The sequence below is a fragment of the Agrobacterium tumefaciens genome, assembly GCA_025559845.1.
Lineage (GTDB): Bacteria > Pseudomonadota > Alphaproteobacteria > Rhizobiales > Rhizobiaceae > Agrobacterium.
In genome coordinates this window covers 3,129,829-3,152,473 of record CP048469.1, presented here as the reverse complement: position 1 = coordinate 3,152,473, position 22,645 = coordinate 3,129,829, and the positions used below count along the sequence as shown (strand labels likewise).

Annotated in this window: 19 protein-coding genes and 1 tRNA gene; 5 read left to right on the top strand and 15 right to left on the bottom strand. The window is 56.6% G+C overall.

Translation table 11 applies throughout. The features are described 5' to 3' along the window. Positions 1-7: 7 nt before the first annotated feature. The 4 genes from FY156_15590 to FY156_15575 form a co-directional block, all read right to left on the bottom strand. The gene (locus FY156_15590; protein UXS02793.1) at positions 8-1,513 is read right to left on the bottom strand and encodes an ABC transporter ATP-binding protein; all 1,506 of its coding nucleotides are present in this window, start codon (positions 1,511-1,513) and stop codon (positions 8-10) included. An 81-nt stretch (positions 1,514-1,594) separates the two neighbouring features. Beyond that, entirely contained in the window at positions 1,595-2,587 is a 993-nt protein-coding gene (locus FY156_15585) for a BMP family ABC transporter substrate-binding protein (GenBank protein ID UXS02792.1), read from the bottom strand. Positions 2,588-2,800: 213 nt separating this feature from the next. Continuing rightward, a complete protein-coding gene (msrA, locus tag FY156_15580) occupies positions 2,801-3,451 on the bottom strand; it encodes a peptide-methionine (S)-S-oxide reductase MsrA (GenBank protein ID UXS02791.1) in 651 nt (216 codons plus the stop codon). A 67-nt stretch (positions 3,452-3,518) separates the two neighbouring features. After that, positions 3,519-3,836: a hypothetical protein gene (locus FY156_15575; protein ID UXS02790.1), complete on the bottom strand. Its 318-nt coding sequence runs from the start codon at positions 3,834-3,836 to the stop codon at positions 3,519-3,521. A 220-nt stretch (positions 3,837-4,056) separates the two neighbouring features. Here FY156_15575 and FY156_15570 point away from each other — a divergent pair. The 3 genes from FY156_15570 (at position 4,057) to dnaJ (ending at position 7,607) form a co-directional block, all read left to right on the top strand. Continuing rightward, positions 4,057-4,146 (top strand) — tRNA-Ser (locus FY156_15570). A 329-nt stretch (positions 4,147-4,475) separates the two neighbouring features. After that, positions 4,476-6,380, top strand: coding sequence for a molecular chaperone DnaK (dnaK, locus tag FY156_15565; GenBank protein UXS02789.1), 1,905 nt, complete (start codon positions 4,476-4,478; stop codon positions 6,378-6,380). A 90-nt stretch (positions 6,381-6,470) separates the two neighbouring features. Continuing rightward, complete coding sequence (gene dnaJ, locus FY156_15560; GenBank protein ID UXS02788.1) at positions 6,471-7,607, top strand: molecular chaperone DnaJ; 1,137 nt, start codon at positions 6,471-6,473, stop codon at positions 7,605-7,607. Positions 7,608-7,682: 75 nt separating this feature from the next. On the opposite strand, the gene FY156_15555 is transcribed toward dnaJ, so the two are convergent. The 10 genes from FY156_15555 to polA all read right to left on the bottom strand — a co-directional run bounded on the left by FY156_15555 (position 7,683) and on the right by polA (position 19,402). Next, a complete protein-coding gene (locus FY156_15555) occupies positions 7,683-8,237 on the bottom strand; it encodes a DUF924 family protein (protein UXS02787.1) in 555 nt (184 codons plus the stop codon). Between the two features lie 12 nt (positions 8,238-8,249). Beyond that, a complete protein-coding gene (locus FY156_15550; protein UXS03168.1) occupies positions 8,250-8,462 on the bottom strand; it encodes a hypothetical protein in 213 nt (70 codons plus the stop codon). Positions 8,463-8,606: 144 nt separating this feature from the next. Further along, a complete protein-coding gene (locus tag FY156_15545; protein UXS02786.1) occupies positions 8,607-10,112 on the bottom strand; it encodes a tripartite tricarboxylate transporter permease in 1,506 nt (501 codons plus the stop codon). 9 nt (positions 10,113-10,121) lie between these two features. Further along, complete coding sequence (locus FY156_15540) at positions 10,122-10,583, bottom strand: tripartite tricarboxylate transporter TctB family protein (protein ID UXS02785.1); 462 nt, start codon at positions 10,581-10,583, stop codon at positions 10,122-10,124. Positions 10,584-10,680: 97 nt separating this feature from the next. Next, positions 10,681-11,664: a tripartite tricarboxylate transporter substrate binding protein BugD gene (locus FY156_15535; GenBank protein UXS02784.1), complete on the bottom strand. Its 984-nt coding sequence runs from the start codon at positions 11,662-11,664 to the stop codon at positions 10,681-10,683. Between the two features lie 197 nt (positions 11,665-11,861). Continuing rightward, positions 11,862-13,208, bottom strand: coding sequence for a sigma-54-dependent Fis family transcriptional regulator (locus tag FY156_15530; GenBank protein ID UXS02783.1), 1,347 nt, complete (start codon positions 13,206-13,208; stop codon positions 11,862-11,864). Continuing rightward, positions 13,205-15,007 carry a sensor histidine kinase gene (locus FY156_15525; protein UXS02782.1) on the bottom strand — a complete coding sequence of 601 codons (1,803 nt, stop codon included), beginning with the start codon at positions 15,005-15,007 and terminating at the stop codon, positions 13,205-13,207. The genes FY156_15530 and FY156_15525 overlap by 4 nt, the downstream gene beginning before the upstream one ends. 174 nt (positions 15,008-15,181) lie before the next feature. Beyond that, positions 15,182-15,367 carry a 50S ribosomal protein L32 gene (locus FY156_15520; protein UXS02781.1) on the bottom strand — a complete coding sequence of 62 codons (186 nt, stop codon included), beginning with the start codon at positions 15,365-15,367 and terminating at the stop codon, positions 15,182-15,184. Between the two features lie 191 nt (positions 15,368-15,558). Beyond that, positions 15,559-16,278: a DUF1868 domain-containing protein gene (locus FY156_15515; protein ID UXS02780.1), complete on the bottom strand. Its 720-nt coding sequence runs from the start codon at positions 16,276-16,278 to the stop codon at positions 15,559-15,561. Between the two features lie 130 nt (positions 16,279-16,408). After that, complete coding sequence (gene polA / locus FY156_15510; protein ID UXS03167.1) at positions 16,409-19,402, bottom strand: DNA polymerase I; 2,994 nt, start codon at positions 19,400-19,402, stop codon at positions 16,409-16,411. A 413-nt stretch (positions 19,403-19,815) separates the two neighbouring features. Between polA and FY156_15505 the strand changes: the two genes are divergently transcribed. Both FY156_15505 and FY156_15500 read left to right on the top strand, forming a co-directional pair. Next, positions 19,816-20,250, top strand: a complete 435-nt coding sequence (locus tag FY156_15505) for a MarR family transcriptional regulator (GenBank protein UXS02779.1) — start codon at positions 19,816-19,818, stop codon at positions 20,248-20,250. Positions 20,251-20,464: 214 nt separating this feature from the next. After that, entirely contained in the window at positions 20,465-21,856 is a 1,392-nt protein-coding gene (locus FY156_15500; GenBank protein UXS02778.1) for a dipeptidase, read from the top strand. Positions 21,857-22,285: 429 nt separating this feature from the next. Here the strand turns inward: FY156_15500 and FY156_15495 are convergent, their stop codons facing one another. Next, on the bottom strand, positions 22,286-22,495 hold the full coding sequence (locus tag FY156_15495; protein ID UXS02777.1) for a cold-shock protein: 210 nt from the start codon (positions 22,493-22,495) through the stop codon (positions 22,286-22,288). Between the last annotated feature and the right edge of the window lie 150 nt (positions 22,496-22,645).

The following is a 22,645-nucleotide window of genomic DNA, read 5'->3' as shown; positions in this document are numbered from 1 at the left end:
TCATGCCTCATGCAGCGATACCGGCCATCATGAGGCCCAGCGCCTGTTCTTCGGCTTCCGCCGTTTTTTCTCCGACGATACGACCGGCAAACATCACCAGAATCCTGTCAGAAAGCGACCGGATCTCATCGAGCTCCACTGAAACGAGCAGGATTGCCTTTCCGGCATCCCGCATTTCAACGATGCGGCGATGGATGAATTCGATCGCACCGATATCGACCCCGCGCGTCGGCTGGCCGATAATCAGCATTTTCGGATCACGCTCGATTTCGCGGGCGACAACGATCTTCTGCTGATTGCCGCCAGAAAAATTGGCGGTCTTCAGACGCGGATTCGGTGGACGGATATCGTATTTTTCGATCTTTTCGACGGCATCCTTGCGGATCGCCTCGGGATTGAGGAACGGGCCTTTGCCGTAGAGTTCGTCGCGGTGATAACCGAGAATCGAGTTCTCGTACTCCTCAAACCGCAGCACCAGACCCATGTGGTGTCGATCTTCGGGAATGTGGGCAAGGCCGAGTTTGCGCATCAAGGCGGGATCGACACGATCCACCTTCTGTCCTTCCACGAAAATTTCGCCGGAATGGGGTTTGCGAATGCCTGCAATGGCCTCGAGCAGTTCGGACTGCCCGTTGCCCGCAACGCCAGCGATGCCAACGATTTCTCCACCACGGATGTCAAACGACACGTCATCCACCATGGTGACACCACGGCTGTCCTTGACGGTGAGGTTGCGAACCGACAACAGCACGTCGCCAGGCTTCGCTTCGCCTTTTTCCACCCGCAACAGGACGCGGCGACCGACCATCAGTTCGGCCAGTTCCTCAACCGTGGTTTCCGAGGTCTTGCGCGTCGCAACCATCTCGCCGCGGCGCATGACCGAAACGGAATCGGTAATCGCCATGATCTCGCGCAGTTTGTGGGTGATCAGGATGACGGTCTTTCCCTGATCACGGAGAACACCGAGAATCTTGAAAAGGTGGTCTGCTTCGGCAGGTGTCAAAACACCTGTCGGCTCATCCAGAATCAGGATTTCAGCACCGCGGTACATCGCTTTCAATATTTCGACGCGCTGCTGCAGACCGACCGGCAGTTCTTCGATCACAGCGTCGGGATCGACCTCGAGACCGTAGTCGTCCTCAAGACGCTTCAGCTCCTTTCGGGACGCAGCCGTGCCTTTGGCGAGCAAGGCTCCGCCCTCTGCGCCCAGCATGACGTTCTCAAGCACGGTGAAATTCTCGACCAGCATGAAATGCTGATGCACCATGCCGATACCCGCGCTGATCGCAGCCTGGCTGTCACGAATGGCTACAGGCGCGCCGTTGACGCGGATTTCCCCTGAGTCCGCATGATAAAATCCGTAGAGAATCGACATCAATGTCGATTTCCCGGCACCGTTTTCCCCGATGATGCCGTGGATTGTACCCTTGGCGACCGTCAAATTGATATTCTTGTTTGCGTGAACGGCACCGAATTTCTTATCGATGCCCACGAGTTCGATTGCTGGGTCCATACTTAAACCGACACGTCTCCGAAGACTGGATATGAAAAGGGCGCAAGGTGACAAGCACCGTGCGCCCCAACAGATATCACGTCATTTCGGGCAAGAGTTATCCGACATATAATCGTGAACCTTGATCGTGCCGGCAATGATGTCAGCCTTGGCCTTGTCGACCGCAGTGACCATCTCCGGGGTGATCAGAGACTTGTTGTTGTCGTCCAGCGCATAGGCAACGCCGTCTTCCTTGATGCCAAGAGCAATGACGCCAGGCGTGAACTTGTCTTCCTTGGCGTCCTTGTAGGCATTGTAGACAGCCAGATCGACGCGCTTGACCATGGAGGTCAGGACGGAACCCGGATGCAGGTGGTTCTGGTTGGAATCGACACCGATCGAGAATTTCTTGTTGTCGGCAGCGGTCTGCAGCACGCCAAGGCCCGTTGCGCCGGCCGCCGCATAAATCACGTCAGCGCCCTGGTCGATCTGGTTCTTGGTCAGTTCACCGCCGCGAACCGGGTCGTTCCAGGCAGCACCCGTCGTACCGGTCATGTTCTGGAAGACTTCGATCTTGTCGTTGGCCGCCTTGGCGCCCTGTACGTAACCGCAGGCGAACTTGCGGATCAACGGAATGTCCATGCCGCCGACGAAGCCGACCTTACCGGTCTTGGAGGCCATGCCAGCCAGAAGGCCGACGAGGTAGGAGCCTTCGTGCTCCTTGTAGACGACCGAACGCACGTTCGGCAGGTCAACGACGGAGTCGACGATTACAAACTTGGTGTCCGGAAACTCGGCTGCAACCTTTTCCATTGCCGACGTCCAGGCGAAGGATACGGCGATGACCGGGTTAAAGCCCTTGCTGGCGAAGTTGCGGATAGCCTGTTCGCCCTGGGTGTCGCTGGTGGGTTCGAAATCGCGGAACTCGATGCCTGTTTCCGCCTTGAACTTTTCAGCGCCAACCGCAGCAGCTTCGTTGAAGGACTTGTCGAACTTGCCACCCGTGCCATAGACCAGAGCCGGCTTGATATCCGCAGCGAGTGCGGAGGCCGACATTGCCGCCATGGCGAAAAGGGTCAGAAGCGATTTTTTCATTTTGCAGCCCTGTTGTTGCAATTGATATTATAGGGTCCTCCCGCATACCCGTTAACCGGGAATGTCTGCGGAACCGCCAACCGTGTCTCCGGTTGTGCTTGGCACGCATCCTTGCATGGCTCAACGAAAAATTCACTCGGTTTTTTTGACCCGGTGGAAAAACTTTAAACTGGCGTTTTTTTGATCTTTCCACCGGAGCAGATTGCGAAAAATCTAATCAATATTACAGGTTACGCCTGTTCCCCGCAGTCCGCAGTAACCACCTGGATTCTTGGCGAGATACTGCTGGTGATAGTCTTCCGCGTAGTAAAACGTATCAAGCTCCTCGATTTCGGTGGTGATCGTGCGACCATGCCCAGCTTTATCCAGAGATTGCTGGAAGGTATCACGCACCTTCTGCGCCTGCTGAAGCTGACCTTCCGTCGTTGCGTAGATGACGGACCGATAGGTGGTGCCAATATCGTTGCCCTGACGCATACCCTGTGTCGGATCATGCTCTTCGAAAAAGATTTTCAGCAGCGCGGAAAGTGAAATCTGGGCGGGATCATAGACGACCTTGACGACCTCAGCGTGTCCGGTCTGACCCGTCGTGGTTTCCTGATAGGTGGGGTTGCGCGTGAAGCCACCCGCATAACCGACCGCCGTCACCCACACGCCAGGCGTTTTCCAGAACAGACGCTCCGCGCCCCAGAAACACCCCATACCGAGATAGATGATTTCCAGACCATCCGGATACGGCCCCTTCAACGGCCTGCCGTTCACGAAGTGGTTTTCCGGCACGACAAGCGCTTCGTCACGGCCCGGCAGAGCGGATTGCGCGGTGGGCATCGTCGTTTTCTTTTCAAAGGTGTCAAACAGGAACATTGTCGTCCTCCTTTTCAGCCCTAACGAGCCGATCTCAGGGTTTCATAATGTCTGCGGACGTTTTCGATCAAATCGCCTGGAATCGCGACAGTCGGTGCTTTTTGTAACCCAGCATCCAGCAAAGAAGAGACAAAGCCAGAAGAATGGCAAAAGCAGGCAACATCACGAGTGCGTTTTCGATCCAGCGCCACGCCTCGGGATGAATATAGTGTGCCACTCCCGTTTCCACCATGGCGCGGGACGCAGGAAACGCGTAGCCCCAAAGCGAAAGGATGCCGGTGACGTTGATTGAGGACGTGGAAACGGAACGGATCGAATCAAACACACCCTGAACGATCGCTGCAGCGAGGAAAAGAAAGCTCAAAAATCGCAAAAAAGCTTTCATTGGGAATACCTTTGCTCGGCCATTTCGGTTCGACCGCCACATAATGAAACACAGAACGTAGCGATAAAGGCGTAAAAACCGCTTTGCAATCAAGTCGAAACGCAGGAAATTGCCGACAATTCAAAAAACTGTCAGATTCAGGTTGATCCCTGCGAATTCATCGTTATATATCGCGCCGTTCCAGTGATTTGCATTCACCCAAACATGCAGATTTCCAAAAGGACAGGTGGCCGAGTGGTTTAAGGCGCACGCCTGGAACGCGTGTGTGCGTGAAAGCGTACCGTGGGTTCGAATCCCACCCTGTCCGCCATTTCTCTAAAAACCAACATCCCTAATTGTGCGATTGCTTCGGCTTCCGGGAGCTACCACACACCTGCATTATGGTGCGCCGGGTCTGTCGTGAACCGCTTTTGAAAAGACCTGCAATCTCAGGGTTGCGCAAGAGTTCACGAAAAGACTTCCGCCGGAACAAAATCATGCATTATTTGCTACGTTCCATTCTCTCTTGCGCCTTGCAGCAGTAAAAATCGCTCCTTATATACGCCGCAGAACTGCAGCGAATGTTGCAAATCCAAGTCAAGGAATCGTCAGTGGAATGCCTTCCGGGGTTCCGACGGTTCGCTTCAAGGAGAGAAGAGCATGGCAAAAGTAATCGGTATCGACCTTGGCACGACCAACTCCTGCGTCGCAGTGATGGACGGCAAGGACACGAAAGTAATTGAAAACGCGGAAGGCGCACGTACGACGCCGTCCATGGTGGCATTTTCCGACGACGGCGAACGCCTTGTCGGCCAGCCGGCCAAGCGCCAGGCGGTCACCAACCCCACCAACACCCTGTTCGCAGTGAAGCGCCTCATCGGCCGCCGCTACGACGACCCGACTGTCGAGAAGGACAAGGGTCTCGTCCCCTTCGAGATCGTCAAGGGTGACAATGGTGACGCATGGGTAAAGTCTCAGGACAAGCCTTATTCCCCGTCGCAGGTTTCTGCGATGATCCTTCAGAAGATGAAGGAAACGGCTGAAGCCTACCTCGGCGAAAAGGTCGAAAAGGCGGTCATCACCGTTCCGGCATACTTCAACGACGCGCAGCGTCAGGCGACCAAGGATGCTGGCCGCATCGCTGGTCTTGAAGTTCTGCGTATCATCAACGAGCCGACCGCAGCCGCTCTCGCTTACGGCCTCGACAAGAAGGACGGCAAGACGATTGCTGTTTACGACCTTGGCGGCGGTACCTTCGATATCTCGATCCTCGAAATCGGCGACGGCGTTTTCGAAGTGAAGTCCACCAACGGCGACACCTTCCTCGGCGGTGAAGACTTCGACATGCGTCTGGTCGAGTACCTCGCAGCCGAGTTCAAGAAGGACAACGGCATCGACCTGAAGAACGACAAGCTCGCTCTGCAGCGTCTCAAGGAAGCTGCTGAAAAGGCAAAGATCGAACTGTCGTCTTCGCAGCAGACCGAAATCAACCTGCCGTTCATCACGGCTGATGCTTCCGGTCCGAAGCACCTTACGCTGAAACTGACGCGCGCCAAGTTCGAAAGCCTGGTCGATGACCTGGTTCAGCGCACTGTTGCACCGTGCAAGGCAGCCCTCAAGGATGCTGGTGTATCTGCTTCCGAGATCGATGAAGTCGTTCTCGTCGGTGGTATGAGCCGTATGCCGAAGGTTCAGGAAGTCGTGAAGCAGCTGTTCGGCAAAGAGCCGCACAAGGGCGTTAACCCGGACGAAGTTGTTGCCATGGGTGCAGCCATCCAGGCCGGCGTTCTGCAGGGCGACGTCAAGGACGTTCTTCTGCTCGACGTAACCCCGCTGTCTCTCGGCATCGAAACGCTGGGCGGTGTCTTCACTCGTCTGATCGATCGCAACACGACGATCCCGACGAAGAAGAGCCAGACCTTCTCGACCGCCGAAGACAACCAGTCGGCTGTGACCATCCGCGTTTCGCAGGGCGAGCGCGAAATGGCGCAGGACAACAAGCTGCTCGGTCAGTTCGACCTCGTCGGCCTGCCCCCGGCACCGCGTGGCGTTCCGCAGATCGAAGTCACCTTCGATATCGACGCAAACGGTATTGTTCAGGTTTCGGCCAAGGACAAGGGCACGGGCAAGGAACAGCAAATCCGTATCCAGGCTTCCGGTGGTCTGTCTGACGCAGACATCGAAAAGATGGTCAAGGACGCGGAAGCCAATGCTGAAGCCGACAAGAAGCGTCGTGCGGGCGTAGAAGCCAAGAACCAGGCTGAAAGCCTCATTCACTCCACCGAGAAGTCGGTGAAGGAATATGGCGACAAGGTTTCCGAGACCGACCGCAAGGCGATCGAAGATGCCATCGAAAGCCTGAAGACGGCTGTAGAAGCATCCGAGCCGGATGCCGACGACATCCAGGCCAAAACCCAGACCCTCATGGAAGTCTCCATGAAGCTCGGTCAGGCCATCTACGAAGCCCAGCAGGCTGAAGCAGGCGATGCTTCTGCTGAAGGCGGCAAGGATGATGTCGTTGATGCCGACTACGAAGAAATCAAGGACGACAAGAAGTCCGCGTAATTGCGCGACTTCCGGTCTCCTACCGATGCATGAAAGAAATCCGGCTGCCAAAGGGCAGCCGGAAATCCATTTTCGGGGCTTGTTACCTTAATGGCGAAAGCAGACTTTTACGAAACACTTGGCGTCAGCAAGACCGCGGACGAAAAAGAGCTGAAAAGCGCCTTCCGCAAGCTCGCTATGAAATACCATCCGGACAAGAACCCGGACGACGCCGATTCCGAACGAAAATTCAAGGAAATCAACGAGGCCTATGAGACGTTGAAGGACCCGCAGAAGCGGGCGGCCTACGACCGTTTCGGCCACGCTGCTTTCGAAAACGGCGGTATGGGCGGTGGCGGCGGCTTCGGCGGTGGCGGCATGGGCGCTGGCGGCTTCTCCGACATCTTCGAAGATATCTTCGGCGAGATGATGGGCGGTGGCCGTGCACGTCGCTCCTCCGGCGGACGCGAACGCGGCGCCGATCTGCGCTACAATATGGAAATCTCGCTGGAAGAAGCCTTCACTGGCAAGACCGCGCAGATTCGGGTGCCGACTTCGATCACCTGCGATGTCTGTTCCGGCTCCGGGGCAAAGCCCGGCACGCAACCAAAGACCTGCGGCACCTGCCAGGGCTCCGGTCGTGTCCGCGCAGCACAGGGTTTCTTCTCCGTCGAACGCACCTGCCCGACCTGCCATGGTCGTGGGCAGACGATTTCCGATCCTTGCACGAAGTGCCACGGTCAGGGACGCGTGACGGAAGAACGCTCTCTCTCCGTCAACATTCCGTCGGGCATTGAAGACGGCACGCGCATTCGCCTGCAGGGCGAAGGTGAAGCCGGGATGCGTGGTGGCCCAGCGGGAGATCTCTACATCTTCCTGTCTGTGCGTCCGCATGAATTCTTCCAGCGTGATGGCGCCGATCTTTACTGTGTCGTGCCGATCTCCATGACGACGGCGGCACTGGGCGGCACTTTCGATGTAACAACGCTTGATGGAAGCAAGTCCCGAGTGACGGTTCCAGAAGGCACACAGGCCGGCAAACAGTTCAGGTTGAAGGGTAAGGGTATGCCGGTGCTGCGTTCGGCGCAGACGGGCGATCTCTATATCCAGATCCAGATCGAAACACCGCAGAAGCTCAGCAAGCGCCAGCGCGAATTGCTGCAGGAGTTCGAGCAGCTCTCCTCCAAGGAGAACAATCCGGAATCCGCCGGTTTCTTTGCTCGAATGAAGGAGTTTTTCGACGGCTGACCGTCGAGAGCACAAACATAAAAAGCCGCCATCTTTCGGGATGGCGGCTTTTTTTATGCCCAGGTCGATTCTGGATCAGCCGGAAAATCCACCCTCGTCCAGAAAGTCCTGCTCCTGTGGCGTCGTTTCGCGCAGCATGATGTCGTTGCGATGGGGAAAACGCCCGAAACGCTTAACGATATCCCGGTGCTGTTCGGCGTGATGCAGATAAAGGCCGCCCAGCGGTTGGTTCAATCGGCAAGCACGCTCCTGATCCTGCAGATTTTCGGAATGCGAGAAGGGCAGATAAAAGAAAACCCTGATGTCTTCGCCCAAAACCAGGTCGTGGCCACGTTGTATTGCTTCATCGGCATAAACACGCGCCAGCGGGTCTGTCGCATACATATGCGCCGTAGCGCGAAAACAGTTGCGCGGGAACTGATCGAGAAGAAGCATGAGAGCGAGGCTGCTATCCGCTGTCTCCAACCAGTCATCCAGTTCACGCCGTGCAGCAGCAAAGTGCGCGTCACGAAAGCGATCGTGAAAATGGTTGTCGAAAGACGCATCCTTGTCGAACCATTTGTCCGGCCCCGCATCTTTCCAGAACGCGACAATCTCTCCTGCCACCGCTGCGTTTTTAGAACTGCGCATTATCTCTCCCACTCAGTAATGCGGTGGTCGGGTGATGGCGGGCGCCTCCAGCGACTGTTCCTCAAGGCTCAAAAACCTCTCTGTCAGCCGGTCCAGCTTGGCGCGGGTCTGTTCGACCACCTTCCACTGCTCGGCAAGCTGATCGGACAATTCTTCAATGGTCTTCGTCTGGTGTGCGATCGTTTCCTCAAGCGCGAGGATGCGATTTTCGGTGTTTGACGTCATGTCGACCTCTCTTTCCTCCCCTTCCTTGGCATTGCGATCATCAAAGTCAATCATAACCTCGAATGGCTGAACTGGATTTGACAGCGAGAAAATAAAAAAGCCGATGAGGTTACCCTCATCGGCTTTCATTTCAGTCGCTATGGCTCAGCTTTCCTCCTGGAAGACTTCCTCGCGCTTCTTCTTGACGCTTGGCAGGAACACCACGACCAACACGACGAACGCAATGAACAGCAAGGTTGCACTGATCGGACGGGTGACAAAAGTGGAGGGATCACCACGTGACAGGATCATGGCGCGACGCAGGTTCTCTTCCAGAAGCGGGCCCAGGACAAATCCCAGCAACAGCGGCGCAGGTTCGCAGCGCAGTTTTACCAGCACGTATCCGATGAAGCCGAAGAAGGCGACAGCATATAGATCGTATACGTTGGAATTGACGCTGTAGACCCCGATGGCGCAGAACGCCATGATGATCGGGAAAAGCACGTAATAGGGCACCGTCAGAAGTTTCACCCAGAGACCGATCAACGGCAGGTTCAGGATGACCAGCATCAGATTGCCGATCCACATCGAGGCGATGATGCCCCAGAACAGCGCCGGCTGCTCCGTTGCGACATTCGGACCGGGCACGATGCCCTGAATGATCATGGCGCCAATCATCAGCGCCATAACCGGATTGGCAGGAATACCAAGCGTCAGGAGTGGAATGAACGACGTCTGAGCGCCGGCATTGTTGGCGGATTCAGGACCTGCGACACCAGCAACGGCACCGTGACCGAACTCCTCCGGTGTCTTCGAGACACGCTTCTCAACCGTGTAGGATGCGAAGGCTGCCAGAATTGCACCGCCGCCAGGCAAGATGCCAAGAGCGGAACCGATCGCCGTGCCACGCAGCACAGGACCGATGATCTTTTTGAAGTCTTCCTTTGTCGGCAACAAACCACTGACCTTGGCCATCAGAACGGAACGCGAATGTTCGTTCTCAAGGTTGCGGAGGATTTCGGCGATACCGAAGACACCCACTGCCACGGCAACAAAATTAAGGCCATCGGCATATTCGCGAATGCCAAGGGTGAATCGCGGCGCACCACTGTAGATATCCGTGCCGACCAGACCGAGCAGCAGGCCAAGAACGACCATAGCCAGTGCCTTGACGATGGAGCCATGAGCAAGGGCAATCGATGAGACCAGACCGACGACCATCAGCGAAAAATACTCCGCTGCGCCAAATTCCAGGGCGATTGCCGTCAACGGTGGCGCGAAGATCGCCACAAGGAACGTGGACACCGTGCCGGCGAAAAATGAACCGATCGCGGCAATCGCCAGCGCCGCTCCAGCCTTGCCCTTGCGTGCCATCTGGTAGCCATCGATGGCGGTAACCGCAGACGATGATTCACCCGGCATGTTGATGAGGATTGCCGTGGTCGATCCACCATATTGCGCGCCATAATAGATGCCCGCCAACATGATGAGCGACGACACGGGCTCGAGCTGGAAGGTTATGGGGAGCAGCATGGCGATGGTTGCTGTTGCACCAATGCCGGGCAAAACGCCGATCAAGGTGCCCAGCAATACGCCAATCAAGCAGAAGAACAGGTTCTCGATGGACGAGGCTGTGCTGAAACCAAGGAGGAGGTTGTTGAACAGTTCCATGCGCAGACCTCAGAATTTGAGCCAGGGGCCAAAGCGCTGGAACGGCAGGCCAAGACCATAGTTGAAAACCGCAACCGAAAAGATGGTGATCCCGATTGAAAGAAGGACGGCCATCACCGGGCTCATCTTATGTGAGGCAAATGACGCGATGAGCGCGCTGAAAAACAGCGCCGGAACGAAACCCAGCCCCCGGACCGTGAAGCCAAAAAATACCGGTGCAGGAAGAATGAAGAAAATGCCACGCCAGGCGATGGCGCCAATGGCCTCACCTTTGACACGCGTGGATCGCAGGAAGATGACGCCCCCCAGAACGACCAGGACAAGTGCCAGCAGCAGCGGGAAATAGCCTGGCCCCATACGGAAGGCCGTACCGATATCGAGTTCATAGGACTGCCAGGCGAAGGCAACGCCGAGGCCAATGAAGATGGCACCGCACAGCGCTTCGGCAGGATCGACGATAAATGATTTCATGAGATGTACCCCTCCGCAGCAAGGCGTCTTAAGCCGCCCGCATTCTCGAAACGTGGAGAGACCGGCGGCGGATACCGCCGGTCACGATCCGTTGCGATCAATCGGCGTATTGGCCAGCGGATTCGATCACCGGCTTCCAGCGGGCGATTTCGCTTTCAAGCTTCGCCTTGAGGGCTGCCGGTGTCGCGTCGCTTTCCGGCGAAGGTGTCGTGCCAAGTTCGGCAAAGCGGGCGGCAACGTTGGGGTCTTTCAATGCGACCTGAAGCGACTTGGAGAGCTTCTCGTTGATTTCGGCCGGGGTGCCTTTCGGCGTGTAGACGCCGTGCCAGATACCGACTTCGAAATTGGGCAGACCTGCTTCGACTGCAGTCGGCACATCCGGCAGCACGTCCAGACGCTTTGCGGTGGTCACTGCGTAAGCCTTCACCGTTCCGCCCTGGATCTGCTTGGTGGTGTTGGTGGTCTGGTCGCACATGATATCGACCTGGCCGCCAAGAAGATCCGTCATCGCCGGGCCAGTTCCCTTGTAAGGGACCGTTACGAGCGGCGTCTCGATGGCACTCATGAACAGCATGCCGCACAGATGCGATGCCGCACCGATACCGGCATTGGCAACCGTCACCTTGTCCTTGTTGGCCTTGGCGTATTCGATCAGGCCCTTGAGATCTTTTGTCTCGAGCGTCTTGCGCGACAGGATGGTCATCGGCACTTCGGTTACCAGCCCGACATATTCGAACGCGTTCAAGGTGTCGTAGGCGAGCTTGCGGTAAAGCGTGGCGCTCGTTGCCATGCCGATGTGATGCAGCAGAACCGTGTAACCGTCTGGATCAGCTGCTGCGACACGTCCGGCGCCGAGTGTACCGCCAGCGCCACCGACGTTTTCGATGATGATCTGCTGGCCGAGATCTTTCGACATAGATTCAGCCACGAGACGGGCAACCGTGTCGGTCGGACCACCGGCTGCGAACGGCACGATCATGGTGATGTTGCGCTCGGGGTAGGTCTGGGCCGATGCGGCAAGCGCAAAAAGGGAAACGGCAGCGGCGGCCGCAAAGCCGGTGACTGTCTTCAGTATTTTCATCGATTCCTCCCGGATGAAAATGTTCGCCACTTCAGCCGCGCATGCTCCTCCATGGCGACCGGGGTGATTCATTTGCGGCCCGGGATGGCCATTCATCAACGACGGCGTTGTCGCGTCACACGCTTTTGTTGCGCGATCAGGCAATAATGGGTGGATATCGACCCATTAGCGCTCATGCATGGGTGGAAATCCACCCATCACACCTCCGTCATGTGGCGGTGCAGCTCGTATTTCTGCATCTTTTCATAGAGCGTTTTGCGCGAAATCCCGAGATTCTCGTAGACCGATTTGAGATTGCCACGGTGTGCGGTGATCGCCCGGGCGATCAGGCTTTTTTCGTAAGCGGCAACCTTGGCGGCGAGCCCGCCCCTTTCCTCATCCGAATAGGAGATGACGGCATCGGTCGCATCACTTTCCAGACCCAAAACGAAGCGGTCTGCAGCATTCCTCAACTCACGCACGTTCCCTGGCCACTCTCGCAGGGAAATCGTCGAGAGCAGATCCTGCGGAACATCCATGTCTTCTCGTCCATACCGTGCCGCAGCCTCGCGCACGAGGTGCAGAAACAGGAGCGGAATATCGGCGCTGCGCTGCGACAGCGATGGAACGAGCAACGTTGCGACATTGAGACGATACAGCAGATCCGGCCTGAAGCGGCCGGCAGCAACCTCCTGCTCCAGATCGACCTTGCTGGTGGCGATAAAGCGCACATCCAGTTCGACCGTTTCATTCGACCCCAAACGGGTAATCACTCGCTCCTGCAGCACACGCAGGAAGCGCCCCTGTAGCTCGAAGGGCATCGAGCCGATTTCATCGAGAAGGATCGTGCCGCCGCGCGCATGTTCAAACTTGCCGTAACGGGGGCGAAGCGCACCGGGAAAGGCGCCCGCTTCATGGCCAAACAGCTCGCTCTCGATCAGGGTTTGCGGCAAGGCGGCGCAATTGATTGCTACGAAAGGCCGATTGCTTCTGGCGCTGACGTCATGCAGCGCCCGAGCCACCACTTCTTTACCGGCGCCCGTATCGCCGACGATCAGCGTATCGGCATCCGTCGAGCCGATGGCACGAATGCGATAGCGCAGATCGACCATGACTTGCGTTCTGCCCGGCAAGCGGGTTTCAAGATCGTCACGTTTTCCAGCAACGGCCTTGAGACGGCGGTTTTCGAGCACCAGTGCGCGCCGATCCTCGGCCCGCTTGATGACACCCGCAAGGTACTGTGGCGTGAAAGGTTTCTCGATGAAGTCATAGGCACCGTTACGCATAGCGTTGACGGCAAGCTGCACATCGCCATGGCCGGTCATCAGAATCACTGGAATTTCCGGATCGAGTTCGCGAACCTTCTGCAACAGGGTCATGCCGTCCATACCGGGCATACGAATGTCGCTCACGACAACGCCGTCAAAGCTGTAGCCAATCAGCTCCAGCGCGTGTTCGGCACTGGCGAGCATGGTGACATGGAAGCCGGACAGTTCCAGCGCTTGCGCAGTTGAAAAGCGCAACTCTTCTTCATCATCGATCAGAAGCACCCTGGGATCACTCATTCCGCAGCAACCTCCACAGCAGAAACGGCAACAGGCAAGGTGATTTCAAATTCCGCTCCACCGCCATCATGGTTGCGGACGCGAAGCTGGCCGCCAAAATCCTTGATGATGTTATAGGATATGGAAAGTCCAAGCCCCAAACCGCGCCCCACCCCCTTCGTCGTGAAGAACGGGTCGAAGATACGCTCAGAGATTGCCGGCGGAACACCCGGTCCATGGTCACGGATGAAGATCGATACCGTTGAACCGTTCAGCCGGGCTTGCAATGCGATCTTGCGATCCTTTCTTCCCTCGACCGCATCTGCGGCATTGGAGATGATATTGACGAGAACCTGCTGCAAGCGCACCGGACCTGCCTTTACCGCAAGCGGGATGTCGCCGAGATCGATGTCTAGCACGGCATCCGCAGCCTTCAAACGCGCACCAACGATTTCAAGCGTATCGCGAAGAACAGCATCCAGGGCGACTGCTGTGGTTTTTTCGTTGGGTTTGCGCGCAAAGTTACGCAGATGCCGACTGATCGATGCCATGCGATCAATCAGTCCCGAAATACGTTTGAGGTTTTCAGTCACCTCGCCCACCCTGCCCCGTTCAACGAGAAGTGCCGCGCTTTCCGCGTAGTTCTTGGCGGCAGCAAGCGGCTGATTGATCTCATGCGACAGGGCGGCTGACATCTGGCCAAGGGCAGCAAGCTTGCCAGCCTGAACAAGATCATTCTGCATCTTTCGGAGCTGCTTCTCGGTCTGACGACGCTCGGCAACCTCGTGTTCAATCTCGCGATTGACGCGAGCAAGATCGGCAGTGCGCTCCTCAACCCGGCGCTCAAGCTCGGCCTGGGCTTCTGCCTGGTGAACAAGCCGCTCTCGTAGACGCCGACGTCTCTGCAACATGGCTGCAAGCAGCGCTACTGCAAGGCAAAGGCAGAGAATGACGGCAATCATCGTTGTCTGAACCTGCGTGCGCAAAGAGCCCGTGTCGATCAGCACATTTACGGTCCAGCCTGCATCCGCCATCGCCTGCGACAAAACCAGGTATTCTCTCTCGCCATCGTTTTGACGAATGGTCAAAAGCTGGTGTTCGCCAAAGCTGCCGGTCCGCAACGGCAACTCTCTCAACTCGGCATCGGCGTAGCGACGCGACGTTGTGGTGCGTGCCAAACGTTCCGGCGTGAGGGGCATCAAGCTGGAATAGAGCCATTGCGGCGTACCGGTCATGAAGATGATGCCTTCAGGATCGGACACGAGAATACGATTTTCGCCATCACCGAAGGATGCTTCGATACCCTCGATATCCACCTTGAAGACGATAACACCTTTGATGTCCTCATCGAACAGAATGGGAGCCGAAAAATAATATCCGCGCTTGTTGGAGGTTGTGCCGAGCGCAAAGAAGCGGGACTGCAAACCCTTGGCCGCATCCTGAAAATAGGGGCGGTAGCTGAAGTTCTGTCCGACAAAGCTCGCCGGGCCATCATAGTTGCTGGCGGCAATCGTCTCGCCGTCGAGCGTCATGATGTAGATGTCGGAGGATTCCAGCAGGGTGTTGATGGACTTTAGGTAGACATTCGCGCGCTGACGCAATGCCTGATCCTGAGGATGGGCGACGAGTTCTTCGATATCATCGTGATCGGCAATGAGCGCCGGCAAGGGCTCGTAGCGACTGAGAAGCCCACCGAGGGCGGACACAGCAAGTCTGAGGGTGGTGCGGCCCTGATCGGCCACTTCGCCGAAGTAACGTTCGGCGATCATGTCGCTGCCTTTGGTGACGGCGCCATAACCGAAACCAAGACAAACAAGCACCACCAGTATCCAGCGGTATCTCAACGGCTGCCACCCTCCCAATTCGGACTTTACGCCCTACCTCCAAAACGGATTTTAGGAGGTGTGCGGGACTTTTCCAAGGGAGTGGCCTGAGCCAAAAACAAAAACCGGCCACAAGGACCGGTTTTCAAAGAATTGCAGAAGCTGAAAAGCTTATGCGCTTTCCTTTGGCGTCAGAACCTGACGGCCACGGTACATACCGGTCTTCAGATCGATATGGTGCGGGCGACGCAGTTCGCCGGAATTCTTGTCCTCAACGTAGGTCGCAGCCGTGAGGCCATCAGCCGAACGGCGCATACCGCGCTTGGACGGGCTTGTTTTTCTTTTTGGTACTGCCATTTTTGTTACTCCACTTTAGCGGCGAAACAACGGAACCGGCCAGAACCAAAGGCCGAATGTCGGGTGTCTCGATATCGGAAATTTGGCGCGCTTATACATGCCAAAACGGGGTTTGACCAGCCCTAACGCACATTTTTTCAGATTCAGCAGAATCCGAAGCGCGGCCAAAGAAGTGCACCGCAAATCACGTGTCATGCTTTATCGAAGACGATGAGCTCTTTGAAGTGGTTCATATCCCGAAATTCACAGAAAGCAGGTGGTTGCAGCTCGATCACAGGAACGCTATCGCGCAGTTTTTCGACTTCCTCATCCATCATCGCCTGCCAGCGGGGCAGACAGACGGGATCGAACCAGCGCACGACGTAGGCGAGCGTGAGGTGGAATTCGTATTTGTCGTGATCCGGATGGCGATATCCAAAGGCTTTGGCAAACGTATTACGCCAAAGCGCCAAGGCCCGGTCATCCTCTGCAGTTTTTCCCTTCAACACAAGGCCGGTCGGTCGCAAACCGGTGATCTGCATTGCGAAGTCGGGAAGCGCCGAAAACACGGAGAGGCGCTCGAGATAATACTCCGTCATGGCGTCGATCGAGGCCGTCAGCGGCATTTCTTTTGGCCAGTAGGGCCACATGCGCCTGTACTCGATGATCCCCTGGAACACCGTCATATGAAAGCTGGAGACCGGTGTGAAAGCCAGATTACCGGCTTCCGGCATATCCAGGAAACGTTGCCGGGTCGCGACTACGGCGCTTTGTGACGCCGAACCCTGCACAAGATGGCAAACGATGGTGTTGCCGGGTTCCGGCAAAAACTCGCCTTCGGCGTTGAACCGGGTGCCCGTATGTCGGGGCGGAGCGTCATGACGGGCAGTCGAAAGACGTTCGAGTTCCCTGGAAACGAATCGCGCGTGCATGAAGCCCCCCAATATGGGAATCTCCGTAACTTCGCCGTACGACAGTTCGATGACAGTAAAAACGCGGTTTGTGGGTAGTTAGAACTTGGCGCGCTATACGCGCCAAGTGAGCTGGAACCCCCTTCTGACCTTAGTGTGCCTCGTCCCAGTTGCTGGCGGCTCGCGCATCCACCTTGAGCGGAACCTTCATGGAGATAGCCGGCATGGCGGCATTTTCCATCGTATGAGTAACCGCCTTCAATGTCGCCTCGACGGCCTGATCTTCGACTTCGAATATCAGTTCGTCATGCACCTGAAGCAACATCCGCGCCTGCTCGGCGAGACCAGCCTCGACTAGCGCACCATCCATGCGGACCATCGCCCGACGAATAATGTCGGCCGCAGATCCCTGAATAGGCGCATTGATCGCGGCGCGTTCGTTGAACGCCTTCACCGATGGGTTGGAGGAACGGATTTCAGGGTAATAGGCACGGCGTCCAAAAATCGTTTCAACATAACCGTTGTCACGCGCGAAAGCCTTGGTCTGCTCCATGTAATCGCGAATGCCGGGAAACCGCTCGAAATACTTCTTGATGTATTCTCCAGCTTCGGAGCGAGCAATGCTGAGCTGGTTTGCCAGACCGAATGCGGAGATACCGTAGATGATGCCAAAGTTGATGGCCTTGGCGCGGCGCCGCACTTCAGACGGCATATCCTCTACCGGCACACCAAACATTTCCGACGCCGTCATCGCATGGATATCGATGCCGTTTTCAAAGGCGCTACGGAGCTGGGGAATATCCGCAACGTGCGCCAGGACACGCAGTTCGATCTGGCTATAGTCGGCCGACAGCAGCTTGTGCCCAGGCGTGGAGATGAACGCCGTACGGATCTTGCGCCCTTCCGCGGTGCGGACAGGAATGTTCTGCAGGTTCGGCTCGGACGAGGAGAGGCGTCCGGTGGTGGTGGAAGCGAGCGCGTAGGATGTATGCACACGCCTGGTGTCTTGATGGATGTATCCGGGCAGTGCATCCGTGTAGGTCGACTTCAGCTTGGTGAGCTGACGCCAGTCCACAATCTTGCGCGGCAATTCCACGCCCTCTGCGGCGAGATCCTCCAGAACCTGTGCCGATGTCGACCACTGGCCAGTCTTGGTCTTGGAGCCGCCGGGCAATCCCATCTTCCCGAAAAGGATATCGCCGAGCTGTTTGGGCGAGCCCACGTTGAAACGCTCACCTGCCAGCTCGTAGATTTCCTCTTCAAAGGCGGCGGCCTTCTGGGCTAGCTCTCCGGACAGGCGCGACAAAATCTGCCGATCAACGGTGATGCCACGCTCTTCCATATGGGCAAGAACCGGCACAAGGGGGCGCTCCAGCCGCTCATAAACCTTGGTCAAACCTTCGGCAACGAGACGTGGTTTCAGGACCATCCAGAGCCGCAGCGTAACGTCGGCATCTTCCGCCGCATAGGTGGTGGCCTTGCTGATGTCGACGAAATCGAAGGTCACGCCGGACTTGCCGGAACCCGCGACATCCTTGTAGGCGATGGGTGTATGTCCGAGCCAGCGCTCAGAGAGCGAATCCATACCATGCGTCGCCTTCCCGGCTTCGAGCACGTAGGAGATCAGCATGGTATCATCGAAGCTCTGCATGACGACGCCATGACGCTTCATCAGCAGGTAATCGTATTTCAGGTTCTGCGCGATCTTCAGAACCGACGGATCTTCCAGCAAAGATTTGAGGCGATCCATCGCCTCGGCGGCGGGGATTTGACCTTCGACAAGCTTGATGCCGTCGCTGAAAAGATCGCCACCTGAACCAGTCTTGTGCGTCAGCGGAACGTAAGCGGCGCGAATATCTGTCCCCGATGCGTCTTTTCCATTATCGGCAATGGCCAGAGAAAAGCCGACCAGCTCCGCCTGCATGGGATCAAGCGACGTTGTTTCCGTGTCGAAAGCGACGATGCCCGCCTCACGGGCAGCAGCGATCCAGCGATCGAGCTCACGAATGTCGCGGATCGTGGTATACGCTTCCGTATTGATCTTGGCGGTGGCAAATACAGTTCTGCGCGCTTCGGCAAGCTCGGCAGGTGCGCTGCCTTCGGCCGTCACTTTTTTCGCCGGCATAGACGGCGACGACGGTTGCGCCTCAACCTCCACCCCGGCCTCTGCCGGAGCGGGGTTATCGAGGTCAGGACCGTGCGCTTCATCGCCCCGCTGCACGGCGACATCGGCAGCGTCCACGGAGGAAGCATCGGTATCGGTCGCTTCGGCGACGCGACGCGTCAAGGTGGTGAATTCCATCGCCTTCAGGAAGGCAATCAGCTTGGGGCCATTCTGAGGCTCGAGTACAAGCTGTTCCAGGGATTGATCGAGTGGCACATCGGTTCTGAGCGCCACCAACTGCCTGGAAATACGGGCGAGGTCGGCATTAGCGATAATGTTTTCCCGACGCTTTTGTTGCTTGATTTCTCCAGCCCGCGACAAAAGCGTGTCCAGGTCTCCATATTCCTCGAGAAGCTGAGCTGCCGTTTTCGGGCCAATGCCGGGGATGCCTGGCACGTTGTCGGTGGAATCGCCCGTCATCGCCTGCAGGTCGATCATCTTCTCGGGCGGTACGCCCCATTTCTCAACGACATCCGGAATGCCGATCTGCTTGTCCTTCATCGCGTCGTACATATGCACGTTCGCGGTCACGAGCTGCATCAGATCCTTGTCGGATGAAATGATGGTGACGTCGGCGCCGATGGCCTCGGCCTGGCGGGCATAGGTGGCAATGATGTCGTCAGCCTCAAAGCCCTCGGTCTCAATGCAGGGAAGATTGAAGGCACGTGTGGCTTCGCGGATCAGACCAAACTGCGGCACAAGATCTTCAGGTGGCGCGGAGCGGTTCGCCTTGTACTGATCGTAAAGTTCGTTGCGGAATGTCTTCGACGAGTAGTCGAAAATGACCGCGAAGTGTGTCGGGGTGACGCCAACATCCGTGTTTCGCGCATCCTTCAGGAGCTTCCACAACATGTTGCAGAAACCGGAGACGGCATTGACTGGCAACCCGTCCGACTTGCGGTTCAAGGGCGGGATGGCATGGAACGCCCGGAAGATGAATCCGGAGCCGTCAACGAGGAAGAGATGATCGCCTTTTTTCATGGGTAGCATGGATAGCGCGGGGTCGTTTTGGCGTCCACAGAAACTTCTTAAAACGCACTGCTAAGCACGTAACGCGAGAATGTTGAACCCGGCCAAAAATTCACCCGAACGTTACCGATTTGTAATCCGAATTCCCTTGAAAAGCCGCATTTGCAGACACATTTCTTAGAGGACGGCGCCTGATCACGCCGTAGTCTGATTGCAGGCTCGTCCCCCGCCGCGTCAGACCGGACAAAGGCCTTTCCCCCTCTCCGGGCCTTTGTCCTCCAATATGACCGCCATGGCCGACCCCTCCCGGCCATGGCGGTTTTATTTTGGGCATCAGGGACGTGCCACAGCAACATTCCGTGCTATATATATCATGCTATCGAATCCTCGCGACCCCTGTCGCAATTGCTCGCATGGATGCATGAATGGAATTTTCCCGAGACGAATCGGTGATCTACCTCGCCGCCAAAATGGCGCGCGAATTCACCATGGTGCTGCAAAAACGGGCTTCCGCGCTCGGCTTTTCCCCTGGGCAGTTTCCTATCCTTGTAGAGCTTTGGCATGAAGAAGGCCTCACCCAACGTCAATTGCTGGACAGGATCGACATCGAACAGGCGACGCTCGCCAATACGCTGTCGCGTATGGAACGTGACGGCCTGATTGTGCGCAAACCGCACCCAACCGACCGCCGGGCACAAATCATCGAACTGACACCACGCGGAAAGGAACTCGAAGCAAACGCTATTGCCGCATCCAAGGGAACGGAGGACGCACTGCTGAAGGACTTCCGGCAGTTCGAGCGGCAGCTTCTGGTGGAATATATGCGCCGGGCCATCGATTGCGCCAAAACTGCCCGTTAGGAGCTTCGGCAAATTGGTCGCCTCTGCGCTCACCGTTTTTCCACGCTGATCTGATTTTTAGAAAACCGCGTTACACTTTTCAATCCAATGTTCTATCGTGCCGCAGGCCGAAGCCCTGGCGATTCACGAGGGCTTTCCTTCTCGTTTCCTGCGAATGGTGATGCCGTTGTCTCGCATCGTCGCCGGAACCATGACAGACATGACAGGATCAGCGATGACAGACGTTTCTCCAATTCTTTCCACTGTTGATGACAACCTCCCCTCCAGCCTGGAGCGGCTCTTTGAGCTTGTTCGCATTCCGTCGATCTCGACTGACCCGGCTTACAAGCAGGAATGCCGCAAGGCAGCGGAGTGGCTGACCAAAACGCTTTCTGCACTCGGTTTTGAGGCATCCGTCCGCGACACGGCCGGTCACCCTATGGTCGTCGCGCATCACGATGCAGCAACGAAAGATGCACCGCACGTGCTCTTTTATGGTCACTACGACGTGCAGCCTGTCGATCCGCTCAATCTCTGGGAAAATGATCCGTTTGATCCCGCCATCAAGGAGATCGGTGAAGGGCGTCAGGTCATCACGGGCCGTGGAACGGCCGATGACAAGGGTCAGCTTATGACCTTCGTGGAAGCCTGCCGCGCCTATAAAGAGGTCAATGGTGGCCTACCGGTCAGAGTGACCATTCTGTTCGAAGGTGAGGAAGAATCCGGTTCACCGTCGCTGAAACCCTTTCTGGAAGCCAATGCTGCTGAACTGAAGGCGGAATATGCCCTGGTGTGTGACACCGGCATGTGGGACCGCGACACACCGGCAATTGCGGCAGCCCTTCGTGGTCTGGTTGGCGAGGAAGTCGTGATCACGGCAGCGGATCGCGATCTGCATTCAGGTCTTTTCGGTGGCGCTGCGGCAAACCCGATCCACATCCTTACCGACATTCTCTCGGGCCTGCACGACGAGACCGGGCGTGTCACGCTTGAAGGCTTTTACAATGGCGTCGAAGAGACGCCGGCGAACATCAAGGCTTCCTGGGAAACGCTTGGCCGTACGGCGGAAGATTTTCTCGGCGAGGTTGGCCTTTCAGTCCCTTCCGGTGAAAAGGGCCGTTCCGTGCTGGAACAGACCTGGGCGCGGCCGACAGCGGAAGTCAACGGCATCATCGGCGGTTACACCGGCGACGGCTTCAAGACCGTGATCGCCGCGAAAGCATCAGCCAAGATTTCCTTCCGTCTTGTCGGGCATCAGGACCCCGCCGCCATCCGTGAGAGCTTCCGCGCTTATGTGCGCTCGAAAATCCCAGCCGATTGTTCCGTTGAATTCCATGAGCATGGCGCGTCGCCTGCTATCCAGCTGTCCTATGATTCACCGGTTCTGACCAAGGCGAAGAACGCGCTTTCTGACGAATGGCCGAAGCCCGCCGTGGTTATCGGCATGGGCGGCTCGATCCCGATCGTAGGCGATTTCCAGAAGATGCTCGGTATGGATTCCCTGCTGGTCGGCTTCGGTCTGACGGATGATCGCATTCACTCCCCGAACGAGAAGTACGACCTGCAGTCCTATCACAAGGGCATTCGCTCCTGGGTTCGAATTCTGGATGCTCTCGCAGCGAAATGAGCTTGTTGGAAACTGGTCGCGATCACGCGGCCAGTTTCCGGACATCCAGTCCAAGGCTGCTAGTGCCTATGCCAGAAAAACAAAAAGGCCGGGCAAGCCCGACCTTTCCACCCGTTTCTACGTCAGTGCCAGTACATCCGTGGTCAAAGCGTTTGAAACGTCTGATGCTTCAGAGCGCGCCGACTATTGGTCGGCTGCATCTTCAAGGTCAGGATCGACTGCTTCGGTTAATCTTTGGTTAACACGATAACAGCGTCACTTTTCAGCGACCGCCTGACAGGTCTGAAGCACTGTTGAACCGTATATCGTATCGGAACATGGCTTTTACAAGGCCGAACGCTCTGAAAAGAATTCTCCAAAAGAAAAAAGGCCGGACGTGACGTCCGGCCTTCTTATTCCAGGCGTGACCATGAAGGTCACAACGCCTTATTAGGCAGCTACGAGGTTGCCTGCAGACATCTTGCCCGAGCGGCGGTCCTGCATCAGTTCGTAGGACAGCTTCTGACCGTCGTTGAGAGCGGTCAAACCAGCGCGCTCAACTGCAGAGATGTGAACGAATACGTCCTGCGAACCATCATCAGGCTGAATGAAGCCGTAGCCCTTGGTTGCGTTGAACCACTTTACCGTACCAGTCGCCATAACGATTTCCTTCCGTTGGCAAATTGCATTTGCACTGCAAGCAGTGCGGGTCTTGTGTCGAATTTGAAGGAAAGAAAGATCGTCGTGTGCGCCGCGAAGCGCCGAAGCTCTGGTCGTCAAACAAATTTCGATGTCGGAACACCTAGGTGG

Coding starts and splice junctions, on each gene's coding strand:
- FY156_15495 (UXS02777.1), bottom strand. CDS start 22,495: ATGGCGACTGGTACGGTAAAGTGGTTCAACGCAACCAAGGGCTACGGC.
- FY156_15545 (UXS02786.1), bottom strand. CDS start 10,112: ATGGAACTGTTCAACAACCTCCTCCTTGGTTTCAGCACAGCCTCGTCC.
- dnaJ (UXS02788.1), top strand. CDS start 6,471: ATGGCGAAAGCAGACTTTTACGAAACACTTGGCGTCAGCAAGACCGCG.
- FY156_15530 (UXS02783.1), bottom strand. CDS start 13,208: ATGAGTGATCCCAGGGTGCTTCTGATCGATGATGAAGAAGAGTTGCGC.
- FY156_15540 (UXS02785.1), bottom strand. CDS start 10,583: ATGAAATCATTTATCGTCGATCCTGCCGAAGCGCTGTGCGGTGCCATC.
- FY156_15520 (UXS02781.1), bottom strand. CDS start 15,367: ATGGCAGTACCAAAAAGAAAAACAAGCCCGTCCAAGCGCGGTATGCGC.
- polA (UXS03167.1), bottom strand. CDS start 19,402: ATGAAAAAAGGCGATCATCTCTTCCTCGTTGACGGCTCCGGATTCATC.
- FY156_15585 (UXS02792.1), bottom strand. CDS start 2,587: ATGAAAAAATCGCTTCTGACCCTTTTCGCCATGGCGGCAATGTCGGCC.
- FY156_15515 (UXS02780.1), bottom strand. CDS start 16,278: ATGCACGCGCGATTCGTTTCCAGGGAACTCGAACGTCTTTCGACTGCC.
- FY156_15590 (UXS02793.1), bottom strand. CDS start 1,513: ATGGACCCAGCAATCGAACTCGTGGGCATCGATAAGAAATTCGGTGCC.
- dnaK (UXS02789.1), top strand. CDS start 4,476: ATGGCAAAAGTAATCGGTATCGACCTTGGCACGACCAACTCCTGCGTC.
- FY156_15500 (UXS02778.1), top strand. CDS start 20,465: ATGACAGACGTTTCTCCAATTCTTTCCACTGTTGATGACAACCTCCCC.
- FY156_15535 (UXS02784.1), bottom strand. CDS start 11,664: ATGAAAATACTGAAGACAGTCACCGGCTTTGCGGCCGCCGCTGCCGTT.
- FY156_15550 (UXS03168.1), bottom strand. CDS start 8,462: ATGACGTCAAACACCGAAAATCGCATCCTCGCGCTTGAGGAAACGATC.
- FY156_15505 (UXS02779.1), top strand. CDS start 19,816: ATGGAATTTTCCCGAGACGAATCGGTGATCTACCTCGCCGCCAAAATG.
- FY156_15575 (UXS02790.1), bottom strand. CDS start 3,836: ATGAAAGCTTTTTTGCGATTTTTGAGCTTTCTTTTCCTCGCTGCAGCG.
- FY156_15555 (UXS02787.1), bottom strand. CDS start 8,237: ATGCGCAGTTCTAAAAACGCAGCGGTGGCAGGAGAGATTGTCGCGTTC.
- msrA (UXS02791.1), bottom strand. CDS start 3,451: ATGTTCCTGTTTGACACCTTTGAAAAGAAAACGACGATGCCCACCGCG.